19 protein-coding genes are annotated in these 20,430 nt (G+C 37.9%); 15 read left to right on the top strand and 4 right to left on the bottom strand.

The features are described from left to right. Nucleotides 1-30 precede the first annotated feature (30 nt). The gene (locus RV15_RS16315) at nucleotides 31-1,005 is read right to left on the bottom strand and encodes an NAD-dependent epimerase/dehydratase family protein (RefSeq protein WP_071879072.1); all 975 of its coding nucleotides are present in this window, start codon (nucleotides 1,003-1,005) and stop codon (nucleotides 31-33) included. Nucleotides 1,006-1,133: 128 nt separating this feature from the next. Here RV15_RS16315 and RV15_RS16310 point away from each other — a divergent pair, with 128 nt between their 5' ends. From RV15_RS16310 to RV15_RS16295, 5 genes are all read left to right on the top strand, one after another. Continuing rightward, entirely contained in the window at nucleotides 1,134-2,351 is a 1,218-nt protein-coding gene (locus RV15_RS16310) for an AraC family transcriptional regulator (protein WP_071879071.1), read from the top strand. A 126-nt stretch (nucleotides 2,352-2,477) separates the two neighbouring features. Further along, the gene (locus RV15_RS18790) at nucleotides 2,478-2,645 is read left to right on the top strand and encodes a hypothetical protein (RefSeq protein WP_167364114.1); all 168 of its coding nucleotides are present in this window, start codon (nucleotides 2,478-2,480) and stop codon (nucleotides 2,643-2,645) included. Nucleotides 2,646-3,141: 496 nt separating this feature from the next. After that, nucleotides 3,142-5,853 (top strand): cation-translocating P-type ATPase, encoded by a 2,712-nt coding sequence (locus tag RV15_RS16305; protein WP_071879070.1) that lies wholly within the window; start codon nucleotides 3,142-3,144, stop codon nucleotides 5,851-5,853. 180 nt (nucleotides 5,854-6,033) lie between these two features. Beyond that, nucleotides 6,034-6,621, top strand: a complete 588-nt coding sequence (locus RV15_RS16300) for an ATP-dependent Clp protease proteolytic subunit (protein ID WP_071879069.1) — start codon at nucleotides 6,034-6,036, stop codon at nucleotides 6,619-6,621. Nucleotides 6,622-6,768: 147 nt separating this feature from the next. Continuing rightward, nucleotides 6,769-7,203, top strand: a complete 435-nt coding sequence (locus RV15_RS16295; protein ID WP_071879068.1) for a hypothetical protein — start codon at nucleotides 6,769-6,771, stop codon at nucleotides 7,201-7,203. A gap of 408 nt (nucleotides 7,204-7,611) precedes the next feature. Here the strand turns inward: RV15_RS16295 and RV15_RS18785 are convergent, their stop codons facing one another. Further along, nucleotides 7,612-7,773 (bottom strand): hypothetical protein, encoded by a 162-nt coding sequence (locus RV15_RS18785; RefSeq protein ID WP_086312285.1) that lies wholly within the window; start codon nucleotides 7,771-7,773, stop codon nucleotides 7,612-7,614. Between the two features lie 32 nt (nucleotides 7,774-7,805). Then, complete coding sequence (locus RV15_RS16290; RefSeq protein ID WP_071879067.1) at nucleotides 7,806-8,162, bottom strand: hypothetical protein; 357 nt, start codon at nucleotides 8,160-8,162, stop codon at nucleotides 7,806-7,808. 556 nt (nucleotides 8,163-8,718) lie between these two features. Here RV15_RS16290 and RV15_RS16285 point away from each other — a divergent pair. Then, complete coding sequence (locus RV15_RS16285) at nucleotides 8,719-9,999, top strand: O-acetylhomoserine aminocarboxypropyltransferase/cysteine synthase family protein (protein ID WP_071879066.1); 1,281 nt, start codon at nucleotides 8,719-8,721, stop codon at nucleotides 9,997-9,999. A 47-nt stretch (nucleotides 10,000-10,046) separates the two neighbouring features. Here RV15_RS16285 and RV15_RS16280 read toward each other — a convergent pair whose 3' ends face one another. After that, entirely contained in the window at nucleotides 10,047-10,640 is a 594-nt protein-coding gene (locus RV15_RS16280) for a CGNR zinc finger domain-containing protein (RefSeq protein WP_071879065.1), read from the bottom strand. Between the two features lie 133 nt (nucleotides 10,641-10,773). Between RV15_RS16280 and RV15_RS16275 the strand changes: the two genes are divergently transcribed. The 9 genes from RV15_RS16275 to RV15_RS16235 all read left to right on the top strand — a co-directional run bounded on the left by RV15_RS16275 (nucleotide 10,774) and on the right by RV15_RS16235 (nucleotide 20,296). Beyond that, nucleotides 10,774-11,280, top strand: a complete 507-nt coding sequence (locus RV15_RS16275) for an HPP family protein (RefSeq protein ID WP_245791411.1) — start codon at nucleotides 10,774-10,776, stop codon at nucleotides 11,278-11,280. Nucleotides 11,281-11,326: 46 nt separating this feature from the next. Next, complete coding sequence (gene gap, locus RV15_RS16270) at nucleotides 11,327-12,343, top strand: type I glyceraldehyde-3-phosphate dehydrogenase (protein ID WP_071879063.1); 1,017 nt, start codon at nucleotides 11,327-11,329, stop codon at nucleotides 12,341-12,343. 473 nt (nucleotides 12,344-12,816) lie between these two features. Continuing rightward, nucleotides 12,817-14,340, top strand: a complete 1,524-nt coding sequence (locus RV15_RS16265; protein WP_071879062.1) for a 2-isopropylmalate synthase — start codon at nucleotides 12,817-12,819, stop codon at nucleotides 14,338-14,340. Next, nucleotides 14,340-15,386 carry a 3-isopropylmalate dehydrogenase gene (gene leuB / locus RV15_RS16260; protein WP_071879061.1) on the top strand — a complete coding sequence of 349 codons (1,047 nt, stop codon included), beginning with the start codon at nucleotides 14,340-14,342 and terminating at the stop codon, nucleotides 15,384-15,386. Before RV15_RS16265 ends, leuB begins: the two co-directional genes overlap by 1 nt. Nucleotide 15,387: 1 nt before the next feature. Then, nucleotides 15,388-16,764 (top strand): 3-isopropylmalate dehydratase large subunit, encoded by a 1,377-nt coding sequence (gene leuC, locus RV15_RS16255; protein ID WP_071879060.1) that lies wholly within the window; start codon nucleotides 15,388-15,390, stop codon nucleotides 16,762-16,764. After that, nucleotides 16,764-17,351, top strand: coding sequence for a 3-isopropylmalate dehydratase small subunit (gene leuD, locus RV15_RS16250; RefSeq protein ID WP_071879059.1), 588 nt, complete (start codon nucleotides 16,764-16,766; stop codon nucleotides 17,349-17,351). Before leuC ends, leuD begins: the two co-directional genes overlap by 1 nt. Nucleotides 17,352-17,570: 219 nt before the next feature. After that, nucleotides 17,571-18,317, top strand: coding sequence for a class I SAM-dependent methyltransferase (locus RV15_RS16245; RefSeq protein WP_071879058.1), 747 nt, complete (start codon nucleotides 17,571-17,573; stop codon nucleotides 18,315-18,317). A 35-nt stretch (nucleotides 18,318-18,352) separates the two neighbouring features. Continuing rightward, on the top strand, nucleotides 18,353-18,847 hold the full coding sequence (locus tag RV15_RS16240) for a hypothetical protein (RefSeq protein WP_071879057.1): 495 nt from the start codon (nucleotides 18,353-18,355) through the stop codon (nucleotides 18,845-18,847). Between the two features lie 168 nt (nucleotides 18,848-19,015). Beyond that, a complete protein-coding gene (locus tag RV15_RS16235) occupies nucleotides 19,016-20,296 on the top strand; it encodes a hypothetical protein (RefSeq protein ID WP_071879056.1) in 1,281 nt (426 codons plus the stop codon). Nucleotides 20,297-20,430: the final 134 nt, after the last annotated feature.

Here is a 20,430-nt window from a genome sequence, read left to right as displayed (position 1 = left end):
CTGAATATCTATCAGATGGCCTTTTTGTGTTTATGAGGGATCGACGCATTTTGCTAGTGTTTCCTTAATAGAGGCAATCACATCATAATGTTTTACATTCAACGTAGGGAAGGTATCATTAGGATCTAGATACAAATCATATTCCTGCATCATCGCTGATTTAGTCGAATGAATACCATGTTCCAAACCGGCTTTTGCCGCCTCAGCATCGATACCTTCGTAAATGGCTTTGACATCATCATAAGAAACGACAGGGACTGCTGTATCTTGCCCTAAAGCGTCGACCATCATTTGATAAAATTCTTGATATTTCATATTGGTATCACCAATTGCATACGTGCTGCGATGTGTCCCGTTCTCCATAGCACCAACGGCTGCCTCAGCTACTTGTTCAACAGTCACCATTGTGGTACCACCTTTTAGTGCTGGAAAGACATCTTGTCCTTTGATTTGTTCTGTAAACATTTTCCATAGCGGTTCACGGCCTGGCATTGTCCCGAAAATATAAGGCAGACGTAAAGAGGTTACAGTCATGCTGCCGTCACCTTCTGCAAAAGCTACTTGCTCTTGTAATAAGCGCATCATTGGGTAAGCCTCAAGTGTTAAATTTGATTCAGGCAAACGCTCAGCGAATTCAGCAAAGTAAGAGCCAAAAACAACAAAATCTTTCACACCAGCTTCTTTAGCTAAGTAAGCTAAACGTTGAGTAGGCAATACATTTGCTTCATAGAAAAATTTAGACGCAGGTTTTTTCGGAACGACACGTTCGTCTGCTCCAGCTGCATAAATAAAACCAACACAACCTTCAAGCATGGCTAAGATTGCTTCATCCGTCATATCATTGATATTTCCCAGAGTGACTGAAACATCACTAGAAAATAAATCCTCAGCCGGCATTGGCGGTAATGAAATCGTAGCGACTTCATAGCCTCTTTTCAACAATTCCTCCGTTGTATAATACCCTAAAAAACCAGTTCCACCTAACACAAAAACTTTTTTACTCATGAGTAAAACCTCCTAAAATCTATTTGTGATATGAATCACATGTACAACTATAGTATAATCGTAATGAAAAGGAAATGTTGGACACGAGAAATACAATTCTTATCCTAAATGAATAAAGGAGTGATGTTATGAAAGCAAGTCTTCCTTATACTGGAACTAGTTACTATGGTTTTGAATTAACAAAAGCTGATTTTATTGTAAGAAACGAACGGTACAAAACTGCAACAGCTAAGACGAGCCGTATGACTGTTCAATTTCTTTTTATAAAAAGCGGTTCTGGAAAAGTTCAGATCAATAATCAAGAATACCTAGTGGAAAAGGGGAGTGTACTTTGGCTATTTTCATATCATGTGTATCATTTTGTTGAAATTTATGAAGAAATCCAAGCCATCACTTTTGACCTTTCTTTAAATGTTTTAATGTTGTCCTCCTTGACTACCCGTTCGGTTGAACAGCATATGAGTTTTTTTGAATATTGGGACACACCTGTTCTTAAATGTGAAGAGAAGGACTTTACGTATTTATTAACGATTTTTACCCATGGACTGCAAGAATATGAGCAACAAGAGCGACTCTACGATCTATCGTTGCTTGCGGATTTATATCAAGTAATTGTCTGGTTTGAACGAACGGCAAGACATCAATGGACTCGTGAAAAACCAATTCGTGAGATCAGCTCCAAAATTTTGTTATATCTTCATTTTCATTATAGAGAAGAGTTGCTACTCAACGAAATAGCAGATAAATTTAAAAGTACACCGCAAACGATCAATCGAGGACTAAAGAAATTAACGGGAAAAACATTTGTAGAAAATCTGATTGACGTTCGCATCAACAATGCTTTAGCAATGTTAAAGTTTGAGGAGCTAGATATCGCTTTTATTGCTGATTTTATCGGCTATCGGTCAGTTCCTAGTTTTAATAAACAATTTAAGGCTATGACAGGTTATTCACCTACAGAAGTTAGGAACATTAGAACAACTGATAAAAAAATGAATTCGTTTCGTTTTCAAAACAGTCTCCCCTTTGAAATTTATACGTATATTAATCAACACTATAGTGAACCAATTTCAATTCAAACTGCAGCTAAATACTTTTATTCTAGTCCAACTAAAATCGATCAAATCGTCTTGGATGAGTTTTCAATGACCTTTAATGCGCTGGTAGAATATAATCGAATGTTATTTGCCCGTTCTCTTTTATTGAGCTCATCTAAAAAGATCAGTGAGATCGCTGAAGCCTGTGGCTATCAGTCGATTCGCACCTTCAACCGGAATTTTTTAACTTTTTGGGGCAATACGCCGAAAAAATATAAAGAGTTACTGACTACGCAGAATACAGTGTGAGTCAAAAAAATCAAGTAGAGGTTTACTAATTAAATGCTTCATTTTCCATTGACACTTCAGTATAGCGGGGGTAGTATGGGGGTGAAGATCAAGCAATAGCTTATTTTAGAAAAGTGGTGAGTGATTATGGAAAAAGTGAAAACGATGTTAATCAGTCTGCTGGGTTTGGTAGGAACTATTAGTGTTTTTGGAGGCGGAGTTTTATTTGCTTCTCTGTTTGTTTTCCTATTTGGAGTGGCTGTGGGGTTAGAAATCTTCACAAACCATGGCAAGTATGCCTCATCACAACGCTAATTATTTGATTATAAAATCACCACACCCAGATTGTTCAGTAATACTATAATGATCTGGGGGTATTTTCGTTTAATTTAATGCATGCCTCTATTTGTTAGTGTTAGAAAGGAAAGTAAGGATGGACGCTAATCTATATAACCTACAACTTTTTCAAACTAAACAGAAATTTTTCTGAAAATCAAGACGATTTCATTTGAAAAACACTAAAAGAACAGGTATAATTAGTTCATCAATGATAATTGGTGAAGGATATTAATCTGTCACCACTATTATTTCATGAGGGAGTAACTGGCGGCGCTAGCTGCGGCAACATCACCAACTCCGAAAGAAATTTCTGGTGTTGTCTTAAACGGTGAGACTTATGTATGTTCTATTTAGCATACAGAGGTCTATTTTTTTTCGTTTTTGCTGCGAACCAGTAAGTTCAAAAACGTGTTCGTTTCGCTATAATGAAGTAAAATAGATTAAAGTAGCTGTAAATTATGAGGAGGATATCATGTCAGAAGAAAAAAAGGTTCAACTATCTGAAGCATTTTACACGCAGTCAGATGAAGAGGTCTTACAAAAGTTTGATACGACAGTCGAGGGATTATCAGATCAAGAAGCCAAAAAAAGGTTAGAGAGTTACGGCGCCAATGCACTCGATGAAGGGAAAAAGAAATCGATTGTTGTAAAATTCTTTGAACAGTTTAAAGATTTTATGATCATTGTATTGCTATTTGCGGCTGTGATTTCCGCGGTCTTCTCAGGTGATTTTGTTGATTCATTCATCATCTTACTTGTGGTCATCTTAAATGCGATCTTTGGTGTGATCCAAGAAGCTAAAGCAGAGCAAGCAATCGAAGCGTTGAAAGAGATGTCTTCACCCAATGCCAATATTCGTCGTGATGGTCATGTAATAACGGTTAAAAGTGACGAATTAGTACCGGGCGATATCGTCTTATTAGAAGCAGGAGACGTTGTTCCAGCAGACTTACGTTTATTGGAAGCAGCCAGCTTGAAAATTGAAGAAGCTGCCTTGACTGGTGAATCTGTACCGGTTGAAAAAGAAGCGACTATTTTAGAAGGTACTGCATCTGACATTGGGATCGGTGACCGAATCAATATGGCTTATTCAAGCAGTAACGTCACTTATGGCCGCGGAATCGGTGTGGTTGTCGGAACAGGAATGAACACAGAAGTCGGTAAAATCGCTGGCATGTTAGCCAACGAAAAAGAAACAGAAACACCATTAAAACAAAACTTAAACCAATTAGGAAAAATGCTGACGATTGCTATCTTAATAATTGCAGCGATTATGTTCGTTGTCGGTATGATGAACGGTCGTACATGGATCGATATGTTATTAACGTCTATCTCATTAGCTGTTGCAGCAATTCCAGAAGGATTACCTGCAATCGTTACAATTATTTTAGCGCTAGGTACACAAAAAATGGCGAAGAAAAATGCCATCGTCCGCAAACTACCTGCTGTTGAAACATTAGGTAGCACAGACATTATCTGTTCAGATAAAACTGGGACGTTAACATTAAACCAAATGACGGTTGAAGCTCTTTATACAGATAATGAAGTAAAACCTGCAACAGAGGCTGTTGCGATGGATAACATGGCATTAAAAATCATGAACTATACAAATGACACAAAAATTGCCCAAGACGGTTCATTGATCGGTGATCCAACCGAAACAGCTCTTGTCCAATACGGTTTAGATCACGATTTCAATGTAACTGAAAAAGTGGCAGCTGAACCTCGTGTGGCTGAGATTCCATTTGATTCAGATCGTAAATTGATGACAACTGTTCACCAATTAGCAGATGGTAAATTCTTAGTTGCTGTCAAAGGTGCACCAGATGAATTATTAAAACGCTGTAAACAAGTTTTATTAAATGGTCAAACACCAGCAATGGATGACAAACAACGTCAAGAAATTTTAACGACTAACACAAAATTAGCAAAACAAGCCTTACGTGTCTTAGGAATGGCCTACAAAATCGTAGATGCAGTGCCAGCTGAAATGGATTCTGATTTAGTCGAAAAAGACTTAGTATTTGCAGGACTTGTTGGCATGATCGATCCAGAACGTAAAGAAGCAGCCGAAGCCGTTAAAGTAGCTAAAGAAGCCGGTATTCGTCCAATCATGATCACAGGTGACCACAGAGATACAGCAGAAGCAATCGCAGCGCGTCTTGGCATCATCAAAGAAGGCGACGACGCTGCCGTGATTACAGGTGCTGAACTAAACGAATTATCTGACGAAGCATTTGCTAAAGTTGTTGAACATTATTCCGTTTATGCTCGTGTTTCACCTGAACATAAAGTACGTATCGTTAAAGCGTGGCAGCAAGAAGGTAAAGTTGTTGCGATGACAGGTGATGGCGTCAACGATGCACCAGCCTTGAAAGCAGCTGACATCGGTATTGGTATGGGAATCACTGGGACAGAAGTATCAAAAGGTGCCTCTGATATGGTCTTAGCAGATGATAATTTCTCAACAATTATCGTAGCCGTTGAAGAAGGTCGTAAAGTCTTCTCAAATATCCAAAAAACGATTCAATATCTACTTTCTGCCAACTTAGGAGAAGTCTTAACACTATTTATCGCAACAATGTTAGCGTGGGATACCTTACTACCAGTTCACTTATTATGGATCAACTTAGTAACGGATACCTTCCCTGCAATTGCTTTAGGTGTAGAGCCTGCCGAACGTGACGTCATGAGCCATGCTCCTCGTGGGAAGAAATCAAACTTCTTCTCTGGTGGTGTCTTGAGCAGTGTGATCTACCAAGGGATTACACAAGGTGCGTTGACGCTGATCGTATATAAAATGGCGATCGAATTCCCAGCTCATACAGCAGCAAATATGCCAAACTTATCTGCAACAGCCTTGTATGATTTACAACACGGTGACGCCTTGACAATGGCTTTTGCCACATTAGGCTTGATCCAATTGTTCCACGCATTTAATGTGAAATCTATTTACCAATCAATCTTTAAAGTTGGCTTGTTCAGAAACAAATCATTCAACTGGGCTATCTTAGTATCGTTCTTGTTACTAGCAGCAACGATTCTAATTCCAGGATTCAATGACTTGTTCAGCGTAACATCATTAGATGGTTACCAATGGGCTATCGTTGCCGGAACCTCATTTGCGATTATTCCAATCGTTGAAATTGTAAAATTTGTTCAACGTAAAATGGGTAAGAGCTAAGTTAGATAAGAGTAAAACAGGAGTGTATCTACGGATGCATTTCTGTTTTTTTAATAGAAGAGCAAGGCAATAAAAAAATCGGTTTTTTAAGGTCAAAACAAGTCAAAAAAGTGGACAAATTTTCAAATTACGGTATTATTAATATAGATATGTAGCTTTAAACTATGGAGGTTATCAATTATGAACTATTTAGATGAAAATGAAGAAACAGAAGAAAAACAACAACCTAATGCGTTTATGAAAAAGCTTTTTGAAGAACGAACAATTTTGATCTACGGTGAAATTAATCAAGACCTAGCTCGAGAAGTTACTTCTCAATTACTATTGCTTGCAGCAATGGGAGATGAACCAATCAAGATTTTCATTAATAGCCAAGGCGGACATGTTGAAGCCGGAGATACAATCCATGATATGATCAAATTTGTGAAACCAGAAGTGATCGTAATTGGAACCGGTTGGGTTGCAAGTGCTGGTATTACGATTTATTTAGCTGCTGAAGCGAAGAACAGATACAGCTTGCCAAATACGCGTTATATGATCCATCAACCTGCTGGCGGCGTTCAAGGGCAAAGCACAGAGATTCAAATTGAAGCCAAAGAAATCATCCGCATGCGTGAACGTGTAAACCGTTTGATCGCTGAAGCGACAGGCCAAACCTATGAAAAAATTTCAAAAGACACAGACCGTAATTTCTGGATGTCAGCTGACGAAGCCAAAGATTATGGAATGATTTCTAAAATTATCCAAACAAGTGATGAAATTAAATAAAATGGTAAAAAAACGACAAACAGAAAAAATGTTTGCCGTTTTTTATCTTAAAATTGACAGAAAAAGCTACTTTTGCAGATTCTTCTTGTCATCCACCCATGAAAAAGTGTAAAATTGAGTGATTACTAAAAGAAAGTAGGAAAGACAGTGAAACCAAATTTAGGTTATTATGTTCAAAACATCAATGATATTGTAAAAGAAACCGAAGAAGTCGGCGAAAAAATGAACGATTATTACGAAGAAGTTCGTAAAGCGATCGATGAAGGAAAAGTAACTGAGTTGGCACCAGAAAGAATTGCTGAAATTCAACGCATTTTCCAAGATGGAACGAAAGAATACACAACAATGTTGGAAAAAGTGTCTCAATTACGCCCGCCAGCACGCGTGATGGGGATTCATAAAAAATTCGAACGTTCATATATTGAATATTTAGCTGGATGTAATGAAATGATACTATCGTTAGATCCTGAAAAAGGCATAGATGTTGAATTGTTCAATAACTCAGAAGAAAAACAAGATAAAGCAACAGATGATATTTCATTCGCAATTACACGGATGAGCAATCTTTTATTGAAAAAATAAAAAAATAAATGAAATAATGACAAAAAAAAGCAATGTTTAATTTCATTTTAATGTTATTTTTAGTAGACAAAGGAAAAAATGTGTTGTATTATATATTCATACCAACAACAACCTTTTTATTTTTCATTTTACTCTTATTGAGTAATACTCCTTTTCCATCGGCCTTTTCAGCCGGTGGTTTTTTGTTTTTTATTATTGAAGATTGCTATTATTTGGATTATATTTTTTATAAAATTGTATCGCATCGATTGTTAGGTTATTTTATCAATTAGCGAATAATTATCAAATAATAAATGATTTGTTAATTGACATAAAAAGAAAAAAAGAGTTGTAAACAATCGAAAAAGAGTTAAAACAAAACGTTTAAGTTCTGTTTTAACTCTTTAAATTGTGTTGCAACCATTTGGGTTAATTTTCCACGTTACGAACATAATCATCAAAATACTGAACAAGATCTGCTTTGATCTTTTGATATTCTGCTTCTGTGTATTCACGTTCTTCGATTGTTCCATTAAAAAATGGAATTTCCAATTCTTCGCGCAAGCGATCTACAACTTCGCTTTGATCCATTTGGGCACCTTCTTTACCTGTTGTCTACTCTATTATAAAACATTAAAATCATTCGTCAACTGCTCAAACGAATCTTTCATAGCAGTTAACTTATTATAAAGTAGGATGCTATCTTCATCTTCAAGGAAAAAGACTTGTTTTAATTCAAAATAAAAGTCTTCAAAGGCTTTAAAAAATGGGTGAACCTCTGATGCATTCAGCTCACTATTGCTGTAGTAAAAAACACGTACACTGTGATAATAAGTGAATACTTCGTTGATATTCAAAAGAATACGCGTATCCTCAGGGCGTGGGCGGCTAGTGACTAAATCATATAACGTTAAGCTTTTCGTGTGAATCTCAGATAGATAAGACAAAAGTAATTCCACTTTTTCATTATTCGTTGACATTAAATCGACCTCCAATTTCTCTAATTATAATAAAAAATGGAAAGAAAGAGAAATAGGACACTCAATTACCAAGAAATATTTAGAAAAAATGAAAATAAAAGAAAAAAGTTGACAAAAAAATGAGGATGTTCTAATATTGGTTTTAATAATAAAACTCATTGAAAAGAAGAGTACACAAGCAGACATTAGAATCTAGCTGATTGTTTTGATTCAGCCAGAAGCAGAGAGCTTTCATTTGGTGAAAGGAAGCAATGATCCCTTGTCGAAAATGATCTTGGAGAGGAAAAAATCAGTTTGATTTTTACGGCTGCTACCGTTAACAAGGCACCAAATCAAGAAGCAATTCGGCGTTTGGATCGAGATGGAAATTTATTCCAATAAAGGTGGTACCGCGACAGTCGCCCTTTGCTAGCATAATGCTAGTAGGGGGCGACTTTTTTTGTTCCTTTTTAATGAGAATAATAGAAAGAGGGGGTCATTATGCAAGAAGGTGACATGTACGTCAGCAACGCAAAAATAATAAATAAAATAAAAAATAGAAAAGGAATGAAGCATAATGACAAACACTAACTATCAATTTGAAACGATCCAAATCCACGGTGGACACACACCAGACAAAGAGACGAATTCAAGAGCTGTTCCAATTTACCAAACAACCTCGTACACATTTGACGACACGCAAGATGCAGCCGAGAAGTTTGCTTTATCTAAAGCAGGAAATATCTACACACGGATCACAAATCCTACGACAGCTGTGTTGGAAGATCGTTTGAATGAATTAGAAGGCGGTGTTGGAGCGGTAGCAGTAGCTTCTGGAACGGCAGCTGTCACGTATGCAATCCAGAATCTCGCAAGTAGTGGGGATCATATCATTTCAGCTTCCACGTTATATGGTGGGACGTTCAATTTATTTGCTCATACATTACCAGAGTTTGGGATCACGACAACCTTTGTGGATCCAGATCAGTTAAGTAATTTTGAAGAAGCAATCAAAGCAAATACCAAAGCGATTTTTGTAGAAACAATTGGGAATCCAATCACGAATGTGGCAGATCTAGAAGCCATTGCTGAAATCGCACATAAACATGAGCTGCCATTGATCGTCGATAATACCTTTGCAACAGCTTATTTAAACCGTCCGTTTGACTTTGGCGCTGATATCGTCGTTTATTCCGCAACAAAATTTATTGGCGGGCATGGCGTTGCTTTGGGAGGCGTCATTATTGATTCAGGCAAGTTCAATTGGGCCAATGGAAAATACCCCAAATTAGTGGATCCAGATCCAAGTTATCACGGACTTTCATATACAAAAGATGTCGGGGCAGCAGCTTATATCACTCGTTTAAGAGTCTCATTATTAAGAGATACAGGAGCAGCAATTTCGCCATTCAATAGTTTCTTATTGATTCTAGGTTTAGAAACGTTATCGTTGCGATTAGAACGTCATGTCGAGAACGCTTTGACCATTGCTGAATTTTTAGCAAAACATCCTAAAATCGAATGGGTCAATTATCCAGGATTAGTAGATAATAAATATCATGAACTGGCGGAAAAATATTTACCAAAAGGTGCGGGCTCAGTTTTCACATTTGGTGTCAAGGGTGGCGCCGAAGCAGGTAAAAACTTGATCAATCATGTGGAGCTATTTTCACTATTAGCTAATGTAGGTGATGCAAAATCATTGATCATTCATCCTGCGTCAACAACACATTCACAGTTAAGTGAAGAAGAATTAGAAGCTTCCGGAACCTCACCAGAATTAATTCGTTTATCGATCGGAATCGAGAATATTGATGATATTCTGGGAGACTTAGAGCAGGCACTAGAAAAAATATAGCAAAAAAGTGAGACAAAACAAACAAACGTTTTGTCTCACTTTTTTTGCTATATTGCCTCATTTGAAGCTTGCTTTTTTCTTTTTGCAAATGCTTCCACTTTATGACGATTTCCACAAATTTTCATTGAACACCATTTTCTACGTCCGGTACGATCTACAAATAATAGGACACATTCTGGATTACTACAGCGACTTAGTTTGTGAATATCGCCATTAGAAATAAACTGAGCTAAATCTAGCAAAATCAGTGATTCAAACGAATGGCGATCGATCGTTATTGGTGTGAATGATAAGGCATCATTTATGAGTTCTACGCTGAAAGGATGAGCTTTTGTCGTTGATTTAATTAAATGTAACAGTTCATCTTGGATGTTTTCCCCAATAATCAGTGTAGATAATTGTTCATGAAGCGAATCTCTAAAAGCAATAATTGATGAAATATCATCGACCTTCTCAAAATAGTGTTTAAATAACATTAATTGATAAGAGTAATGATTATTTTTTTTAATTTCATGATCAAACCAGCTGGATAAATCATTTTTTGAGTGAATTAATTCAGTGATTTTTCCATTTTTTGAAATCTTTGTGTTGATGAAATCTAATAGCAAACAATCAGATACATCTGGAAAATGATGAGACAAAAGACTCCCTCCTCTTTAACTAAATATGATTTTATCATAAGTCAAAAATTAATGCTAATAACTAACTTATAAAAATGTTGTTGACAGGTTAGTTATGACTAACCTATAATTGGTTTTAAAGGAGGTTAGTTTTTTGAGAGTATTAAAAAAAATAATCACAGCTGAACGTTCACCGTTAAAAGTGGATTTAAAAGCCGCAATTCTAGGTTTTATAGGAGGTTTTATTGTTATTTTTAGTCTAATCATTCTGACTGAAAAAACCGAATGGAATTGGATAATGGCCCCATTTGGAGCAAGTTGTGTTTTGGCGTTTGGTGTATGGGATGCGCCACTTTCTCAGCCAAGAAACATTATTGGGGGACACTTTATTTCAACGTTTATAGGACTAGCATGTCAGACATTATTTGGCAATTCAGCGGCTTCGATTGCGGTAGCTGTTGGTTTGGCGATAATGTGCATGATGCTGACGAAAACCACTCACCCGCCAGCTGGAGCAGATCCGTTAGTTGTTATGATGAGCCAGACTGGCTGGAATTTTTTATTTACACCTGTGTTAGTAGGTTCGTTGGTTATAGTAATAATTGCTTTGATTATAAATAACCTAAATGATAATAGAAAATATCCAACGTTTTGGTTATAAATTTTTTGAATTAGCAATTGAATAGAAAAAGAGGAGGAATAGGAATATGACAATAAAAGTAGGAATCAATGGATTTGGACGTATTGGTCGCTTAGCGTTTCGCAGAATCAAAGAGGTATCGGATCAAATTGAAGTAGTAGCGATCAATGATCTGACTAGTCCTAAAATGTTGGCTCAGTTATTACAGTTTGATTCAACTCATGGAGCATATAATGGTAAAGTTAATGCAACAGAAGATGGAATCATCGTGGATGGTCAAGAAATTAAGATATACGCACAAGCAGATGCACGTCAGCTAGATTGGGTAAAAGAACAAGGCGTAGATATTGTTTTGGAGTGCACAGGGTTTTACACTTCGGAAATAAAAGCACAAGCACATTTAGACGCTGGGGCAAAACGTGTCCTAGTTTCGGCTCCTGCAGGAGATATGAAGACGATTGTTTATAATGTCAATGATGATCTATTGACTTCAAAAGACACGATTATTTCTGCAGGATCTTGCACAACCAACTGTTTAGCATTGATGGCGCATCATCTAAATAATGAATTTGGTATCGAAGTTGGCACAATGACGACAATTCATGCTTATACTTCAACACAGATGTTGTTAGATGGCCCAGTCAGAGGAGGAGATTTACGTGCTGCTCGTTCAGCCGCAGTCAATACGATTCCTCATTCCACTGGTGCAGCGAAGGCCATTGGTTTAGTTATTCCTGAACTAAATGGACGATTACAAGGTCATGCACAGCGAGTGCCGGTTGTTGCAGGCTCTTTGACAGAATTAGTGTCTATTTTAAAAACAAACGTTACAGCTGAACAAGTAAATGAAGCTATTCAAAAACACACAGTAGACAACCCATCATTTAACTATGATGATCGACAAATCGTTTCTAGTGATGTGATTGGTTCAACAGCGGGTGCGATTTTTGATCCTACACAAACGGAAGTAACAACAACTGGGGATGTTCAGCTCGTTAAGACCGTTGCTTGGTATGATAATGAATATGGATTTGTCTGTCAGATGATTCGTTTGTTGGAAAAATTTGCTTGTTTGGAAAACTAAACCCATAAGGAGGTTGGGACGGAAGCGTCTAATCCCGAGAAATAAGAAGGTATTGCTTCTGCTTCCACCGTTTATTCGGGTAAAAAGAGCCTGAGGCTCTTTTTTTGTTCTATGTCTAGAATGGTGAAATTCAGCTTTTCTTAAAAAAATTCTCATAAAACTATTGACTTTGATTTAAAAGTTCTGTATCTTTAACACTATAGTTTGAATTATTCAAAAATTCTGACAATAAAGGATGTTGAAGAAGATGAACAAGCAAACAACGACAATTACATTCTTATTATTACTGAAGGACTCATCACACTGATTTCTAGAAACCAGCTGTAACACAGCTTTTTCTTATCAGACGTTGAGAGTCCTGTTTTCGCATTGCATGAACGGGATGACAAAGCATCCCATATCGTGGGGTGTTTTTTTTATAGAAAAATTTAAATGTAATTAAAAAATGAAGAATTTGAAGGGAAGTATGAACAATGAACAATATCCAATTCTTTGACACCACTCTAAGAGACGGCGAACAAACACCTGGTGTAAATTTCAACACCAAAGAAAAGGTCCAAATCGCAAAACAACTAGAAAAATGGGGCATTGATACGATCGAAGCGGGATTTCCAATCGCATCAGTCGGTGATTTTGAAGCAGTCAAAGCCATCGCAGAAAATGCCGAAAAAATGACCGTTGCAGGTCTGGCACGGTGCCAAAAAGCTGACATCGATCGCGCTCATGAAGCCTTGCAAAATGCCAAGCACCCACAAATCCATGTGTTCCTTGCAACAAGTCCAATTCACATGGAATTCAAACTAAAAATGACACCAGATGAAGTGATTGCTTCTATTAAAGAACATGTCAGCTATGCTAAAACCAAATTTGATAAAGTCCAGTTTTCACCAGAAGATGCAACGAGAACTGACAAACAATTTCTACTAAAAGCCGTTCAAACTGCCATCGATGCGGGAGCGACGATCATCAATGTTCCTGATACAGTAGGTTATTCCAACCCAACAGAATACGGCGGACTATTTAAATTTCTAATCGAAAATATTCAAAGCGACGAAGAAATTATTTTCTCTTCTCATTGTCACGATGACCTAGGAATGGCGACGGCCAATGCCTTAGCAGCCATCGAAAATGGTGCACGTCGAGTAGAAGGAACAATCAACGGTATTGGCGAACGAGCTGGCAATACCGCACTTGAAGAAGTAGCCTTGGCACTATATATCAGAAAAGACTTTTACGAAGCGCAAAGCAATATCACATTGAATGAAACCAAAAGAACCAGCGATCTCGTCAGCCGTCTATCAGGCGTGGCTGTCCCAAGAAATAAAGCAATTATTGGAGCGAATGCTTATGCTCACGAATCAGGCATCCATCAAGATGGCGTGTTGAAAAATCCAGATACGTACGAAATCATCACACCGTCACTTGTTGGGGTAAACGAAAACTCATTGCCACTAGGCAAACTTTCAGGACGCCATGCGTTTGCGACTAAAATGGACGCTCTAGGCTACCAACTAACCGAAGACGAACTAAAAGATGCCTTCAAACGCTTCAAATCGCTAGCTGACAAAAAGAAACAAGTCACAGAAGAAGATCTGATCGCGCTAATGGTTGGACAATCCCAAGAATGTAGTGAAGATTATCGTTTGGAACGTGTCCAATTACAATACGTTTCTGACGGCAGCCAAGGAGCGATCGTTTCCATCAATACAGGAGCAGACGAAAGCAAAACAGAATCAGCGATCGGCTCTGGTAGTATCCAAGCAATCTATAACTCGATCGATAAAATTTTCGTCCAAAAACCTGAACTACAAGAGTACTACATCAAAGCCATTACAGGCGGTGAAGATGCCCAAGCTGAAGTCCATGTAACTTTAGCCGATACAGAAAATAATAAACAATTCAACGGCATCGGCATCGATTTTGATGTTTTACAAGCGTCAGCGAAAGCCTATGTCAAAGCCAGTGAACAATTTCAAAAAGAAGTGGGGAAAGCTTAATGAGCAAACGAATCGTAGCATTGCCGGGCGACGGCATCGGAGCAGAAATTATGGATAGCGCACTAAAAATTGTAGCAGAAATCATGGTACAAGATAATCTGGATTTTGATATTGAACATTTTGCCTTTGGCGGCGCAGGCATCGATGAACAAGGGGAGCCTTTACCAGATTCAACCTTAAAAGCCTGTGAAAAAGCCGATGCAATTTTACTAGGTGCGATCGGTGGTCCAAAATGGGACAATGCACCAAAACGACCTGAACAAGGTTTACTAGGTCTAAGAAAAGCCTTAGGACTTTTTGCCAATATTCGTCCAATTTCCGTACCTGATGCAGTGGTTCATTTATCTCCATTAAAAGAAGAAAACGTTCGAGGCGTTGATTTTGTAGTCGTTCGTGAACTAACAGGTGGCATCTACTTTGGCGAAAAACAACTAGGCGAAACAAAAGCTTCAGACCTATGTACCTATTCAAAAGCTGAGATCCAACGTATCATCAGAAAAGCTTTTGAAATCGCTCAAACTAGAAATAAAAAAGTCACATCTGTTGATAAAGCCAACGTACTAGCGACAAGCAAATTATGGCGTCAAACAGCAGAAGAAGTGGCACAAGAATTTCCAGATTGTACATTAGAACACCAATTAGTCGATTCAGCGGCAATGGTCATGATCCAAAAACCAAAAGCCTTTGACGTGATCGTCACAGAAAATCTATTCGGCGATATCCTGAGTGACGAAGCATCAGTGATTCCAGGATCACTCGGCATGATGCCAAGCGCCAGTCATAGTGAATCAGGGCCTTCGTTATACGAACCAATCCACGGTTCAGCGCCAGACATCGCCAATCAAAATATCGCCAATCCAATGTCGATGATCTTGTCCGCTGCGATGATGTTACGTCAATCATTTGGCTTAGAAAATTCAGCGAAGAAAATTGAGGAGGCTTGTGATCGTGTCATGAATCAAGGAATCCTAACAACAGATTTAGGGGGTAAAGCCACAACAACAGACTTTACCGAAGCTGTAATAACAGAATTGAGAGGTGCTTAACATGGGAAAAACACTATTTGATAAACTTTGGGAACAACATGTGGTATCAGGCGTTGCTGGCGAACCACAACTATTATACGTCAATCTTCATCTGATCCATGAAGTCACCTCGCCACAAGCTTTTGAAGGTCTAAGAGAAGCAGGCCGAAAAGTTCGCCGACCAGATAGAACCTTTGGGACAATGGATCATAACGTTCCCACACAAGATATCTTTAACATCACAGACTTGGTGGCAAAAAAACAAATCGAAGCCTTACAGAAAAACTGTGAAGAATTCGGCGTAACGTTATGCGATAATGGCAGTGATAGACAAGGAATTGTCCATATGGTGGGTCCTGAAACTGGCTTAACCCAACCTGGAAAAATCATCGTTTGTGGAGATTCACATACAGCAACTCACGGCGCATTCGGAGCCTTGGCATTCGGTATTGGAACCAGTGAAGTGGAACATGTTTTTGCCACACAATGCATTTGGCAAAATAAGCCAAAATCAATGGGTGTTAAAATTACTGGAAAACTAGCCAAAGGCGTGTATGCCAAAGATATTATTTTAGCCTTGATCGCAAAATATGGGGTTGATTTTGGTGTCGGACATGCGGTTGAATTTTACGGAGAAACGATTGAAAATCTAACGATGGAAGAACGCATGACCATCTGTAACATGGCCATCGAAGGCGGCGCGAAAATGGGGATGATGGCGCCAGATGAAAAAACCTTTGAATATGTGCGTGGCAGAGAATATGCACCAGAAGATATGGATGCGGCAATCGCTGATTGGAAAAAACTACCAAGCGATCCAGACGCAACCTATGATGTGGATCTAGAATTGAACGCGGATGAATTGGTTCCCTTCATTACATGGGGCACGAATCCAGAAATGGGCATCCCGATCACGGGAACTTTCCCAGAAATCAAAGATATGAACGATGAACGTGCGTATAACTACATGGATCTAAAACCAGGTCAACGTCCATCAGATATCGAAATCGGCTATGTCTTTATCGGTTCATGTACCAACGGTCGACTATCTGATTTGGAAGAAGCGGCTCGCATCGTAAAAGGCAAAAAAGTCAAAGAAGGCATTACGGCAATCGTCGTACCTGGCTCAAGACCAGTAAGAAAAGCAGCAGAGAAAATCGGTTTGGATAAAATCTTCACCGAAGCAGGCTTTGAATGGCGAGAACCAGGTTGCTCGATGTGTCTAGGCATGAATCCAGACCAAGTACCAGCAGGCGTTCACTGTGCTTCAACCTCTAACCGAAACTTTGAAGGACGCCAAGGCAAAGGGGCAAGAACTCATCTTTGCAGCCCAGCGATGGCGGCAACAGCCGCAATCGAAGGAACATTTAAAGACATTAGAGAGGAGCTTGGTGCATAATGGAGGCATTTACACAACATACAGGAACCACGGTTCCACTAATGAATGACAATATCGATACGGATCAAATCATTCCAAAATCATTTCTAAAACGAATCGAAAAAACAGGTTTTGGCGAATTTTTATTTGATGAATGGCGCTACTTGCCAGACCGTACACCAAACCCAGAATTTACCTTGAATGAACCACAATACAAAGAGGCGACAATTTTGATTTCTGGTGATAACTTTGGTTCAGGCTCATCAAGAGAGCATGCGGCTTGGGCGTTGGATGATTATGGGTTTAGAGCGGTTATTGCAGGAAGTTTTAGTGATATTTTTTACATGAATGCCACGAAAAATGGCTTACTACCGATCGTGTTGAAACATGATGAGTTGGATGCCTTGGCAGGTCTTGAAGCGGATGAAACGATCACGATCGATTTGCCTGCCCAACAAGTGATCACGCCAAATGGGACATATTCTTTTGAGATCGACGGAACATGGAAGCATAAGTTGGTCAATGGATTGGATGATATTGCTATCAGTTTGACGCATGATGCTGAAATTGCGGCTTATGAAGCGAAGATTCCGGCGTATTGGCAATAGGAAATAGTAAGAGTGAGGTTGGGACAGGAGTGTTTAACCCCTCGGAAATAAGAAGAAATTCACGAAAATTGATCTTCAAATTTTTGTGAATTTCAGCTTATTTCCGAGGGGGTTGCTTCTGCTCCCACCGTTTATTCATATTTAGGGTGTGAAACAAAAGTGCTTTTTACTTTTGTCCCACATCCTTCTTTTCATTACATCGTTAGGAGCGTGAAATCAATGGAATGGGATGCAAAAAAATACAATACGACACATGATTTTGTTTTTAAATATGGTGCTGGCTTGTTGGAATTATTGCCGAAAGAATCGAAAAAAGTGTTGGATATCGGCTGTGGGACGGGAGCATTAACGAGTCAAATGGCGGAACTTGGGCATGAAGTGACGGGAATTGATCAGTCGGTAAATATGATCAATCAAGCAAAAGAAAGTTATCCTGATTTGATTTTTTTACAGGAGGATATTTTAAATCCCTCGGCTCAAATTGGACTGTATGATGTCGCTTTTTCAAATGCTGTTTTTCATTGGATTCCTGATCAAGAGTTGTTATTGAAAAATATCAGTGAACATCTAAACATGAAAGGGCAGTTGATTTGTGAGTTTGGTGCAGTTGGAAATGTTCAGATGATTAGAGAAGCTTTTGGGCGTGAGTTAAATACATTAGGTGTACCTTTTGAGGAGCCGTTTTGCTTTACGTCTGTTGAGGATTATCGGATTTTGCTAGAAAAGAATCATTTTGAGGTTGTGGAGATTTTAGAATATGAACGGCCGACTCCGCTTAAAGGTGGGAAATCTGGTTTGAACGAGTGGATGGAACAATTTTATGCTGCTGAGTTGGAGGAATTGTCTGGAGAGCAGAAAGACAAGGTTCTTGAGAATATGGAGCGAGATTTGAAGTCAAAATTGTGGAACGAGGATCATTGGGAAGCAGATTATCGAAGATTGAGGATAAAGGCAGTGAAAGGATAGGATGAAGGGATAAAAACACGAAGGAGAAAAAGGCAATGAAAAAGATAATAGGGGAAGTAGCGGTATGCGTTATTCTAGTATTAATCGGCTTAATGTTTCGAACCAAAGCTGACAATGTTGACTCAGTTAGCAAATCAGAACGAAAAAAATACGGAGAAACAATCTTTAATTATATGAAAGCAGAAACCTATTTTAATTCTGAAACATTAGAAGCTAGTCTAGAGGTTAAAAAAATTAAATTGGTCATAGATTTTTATGGACAAGATGTTGATAAGGACAGTATAACCGTTTATCTCAATCAAACAGTTTTAGGACTTGATGAATCTGGGCAAGATGTTTACGGTTCGAATTTCCCTGTGATCTATACACTTGAAAAACAAAAGGAGGGATACAAAGTCATTCATTATGAAGAACCAAGAGATGGTTCGTTTTATCAAGAGGATATCAAGAGAATGTTTCCAGAAAAAAAGTTTGGTCCATTGAACAAGTTAAAGAGTGGTAATATCGCTTTTGAAGAAGAGGTACAATAAAATTTAAGCAATAAGCAATCCATTTTATATTAAAGTAAGAGTTATCATCTAATGATGGCTCTTATTTTTTATTATCTATACATTTTTTTTGAACTTAAAATGACAGAATAGATAAATATGCTAAAATAACTATAGGGATAAAAAATAATAAACAGGAGCGGATAGAAAATGAAGAAAAAAGTGTTGGGGATTTCTATTGGAGTAGTAGCACTTGTAGGAATTGTTATTGGAGTCATTGTGTTTCAGCAACAAGCAAAGGAAAAGAAAAAGATCGCCACAGCTCAAGATAACATAACGACTATTGAAAAAGAAACAACAAAAGATGGCGCTCTTTATAAAGAAGTCACTGCACTTTTTGATGAAAAAGAAGATTTTCTAAGCAAAGAAATAAAACCAGCGACGATCAAAGAAATAAAAGATAAGCTTTTAAAGAAACAAACAGAAATCGAAAAATTAAAAAGTGAATATGACAAGAAAATAAACGCCAATACAGCAGAAACGACTATTCAAAATTTAAAGAAAAAGATTACTTTGGCGAATACTAAATTAGAGATACAGACTGAAACAAATGAATTGTTCAGCTCAAAAGAACACGCAATCAAAGGAGACAAAATCAAAAATGAACTGCCGATTACAGTAGACTTGACGAAAGGAAAAATTACCGAAGTCAACGATACAGTTTCAGAAAATAAAGAGCTAAAAGGAAAATGGAACGAAGCTATCGACTCTATCCTTAAAAATGCCACAGAGCAAGTAGATCAAGTAGAGAAAATCAAAAAATTACTCAATGAATCCTTTGACGGAAATATACCAAAAGAAACGGTCCAACAAAGCGACTATGATATTTTAAATCAAGAAATTGAAAAGGTTAAAAACGAAGAACTGAAAACAACATTTACTGCAAAATTAATTTTAATGAAAGCCATGATCGATGCTCAAGGTCAGATCAGCGCTTTAACGCACCAGCAAAAAGCTGCTGAAGAAGAAGTCAATAAAGCAATAGAAAAAGCTAAAGCAGATACAAATAAAGCCGTAGAACAAGCGACAGGAGACGATAAACTATTGCTTGGTTATTCAGATGATCAGATTGAATATGCTCGTGTATGGCTGACATTGATCGGTGTGAAACCTTCGGAGTTACATATAGATAAAATTGCTGCAGGATCACCGATTGATTTTTATGATAAGGGGAGTGTAGGTTATCCAACCGATGTTATTTCACTTTCAGGTGCCGCAATGGCGGATGGCAATGTCACTTATAGTAGTAATCATAATGGAACGATAACGGTTTATCCTGTTCCTAGCCATTGGCAAATGACGGCAGAAAATGCGAATGATCCAGAGAAAATCAGACAACTGACACAGAATATTTTAGATCAAGCAAGAGTTGTTAGTGTCGATGTAGGGAATCCAAGAGATGTCTTGGATTTGATTAAGATACAGAAGTAAATATACTTAAACCAACAAAACAGGTAGTTTGGAAATGAAAATTTCTAGACTACCTGTTTTGTTATACGATTTAAAAACTGAAAATAGATTTTATACTTATATCGATAAATGTATTTTATAATTTCCTTTTAAGT

The organism is Enterococcus silesiacus (assembly GCF_001886225.1).
GTDB lineage: Bacteria > Bacillota > Bacilli > Lactobacillales > Enterococcaceae > Enterococcus_L > Enterococcus_L silesiacus.
Note: the sequence above shows the minus strand (reverse complement) of the source record. Positions and strands in the feature narration are given on the sequence as shown.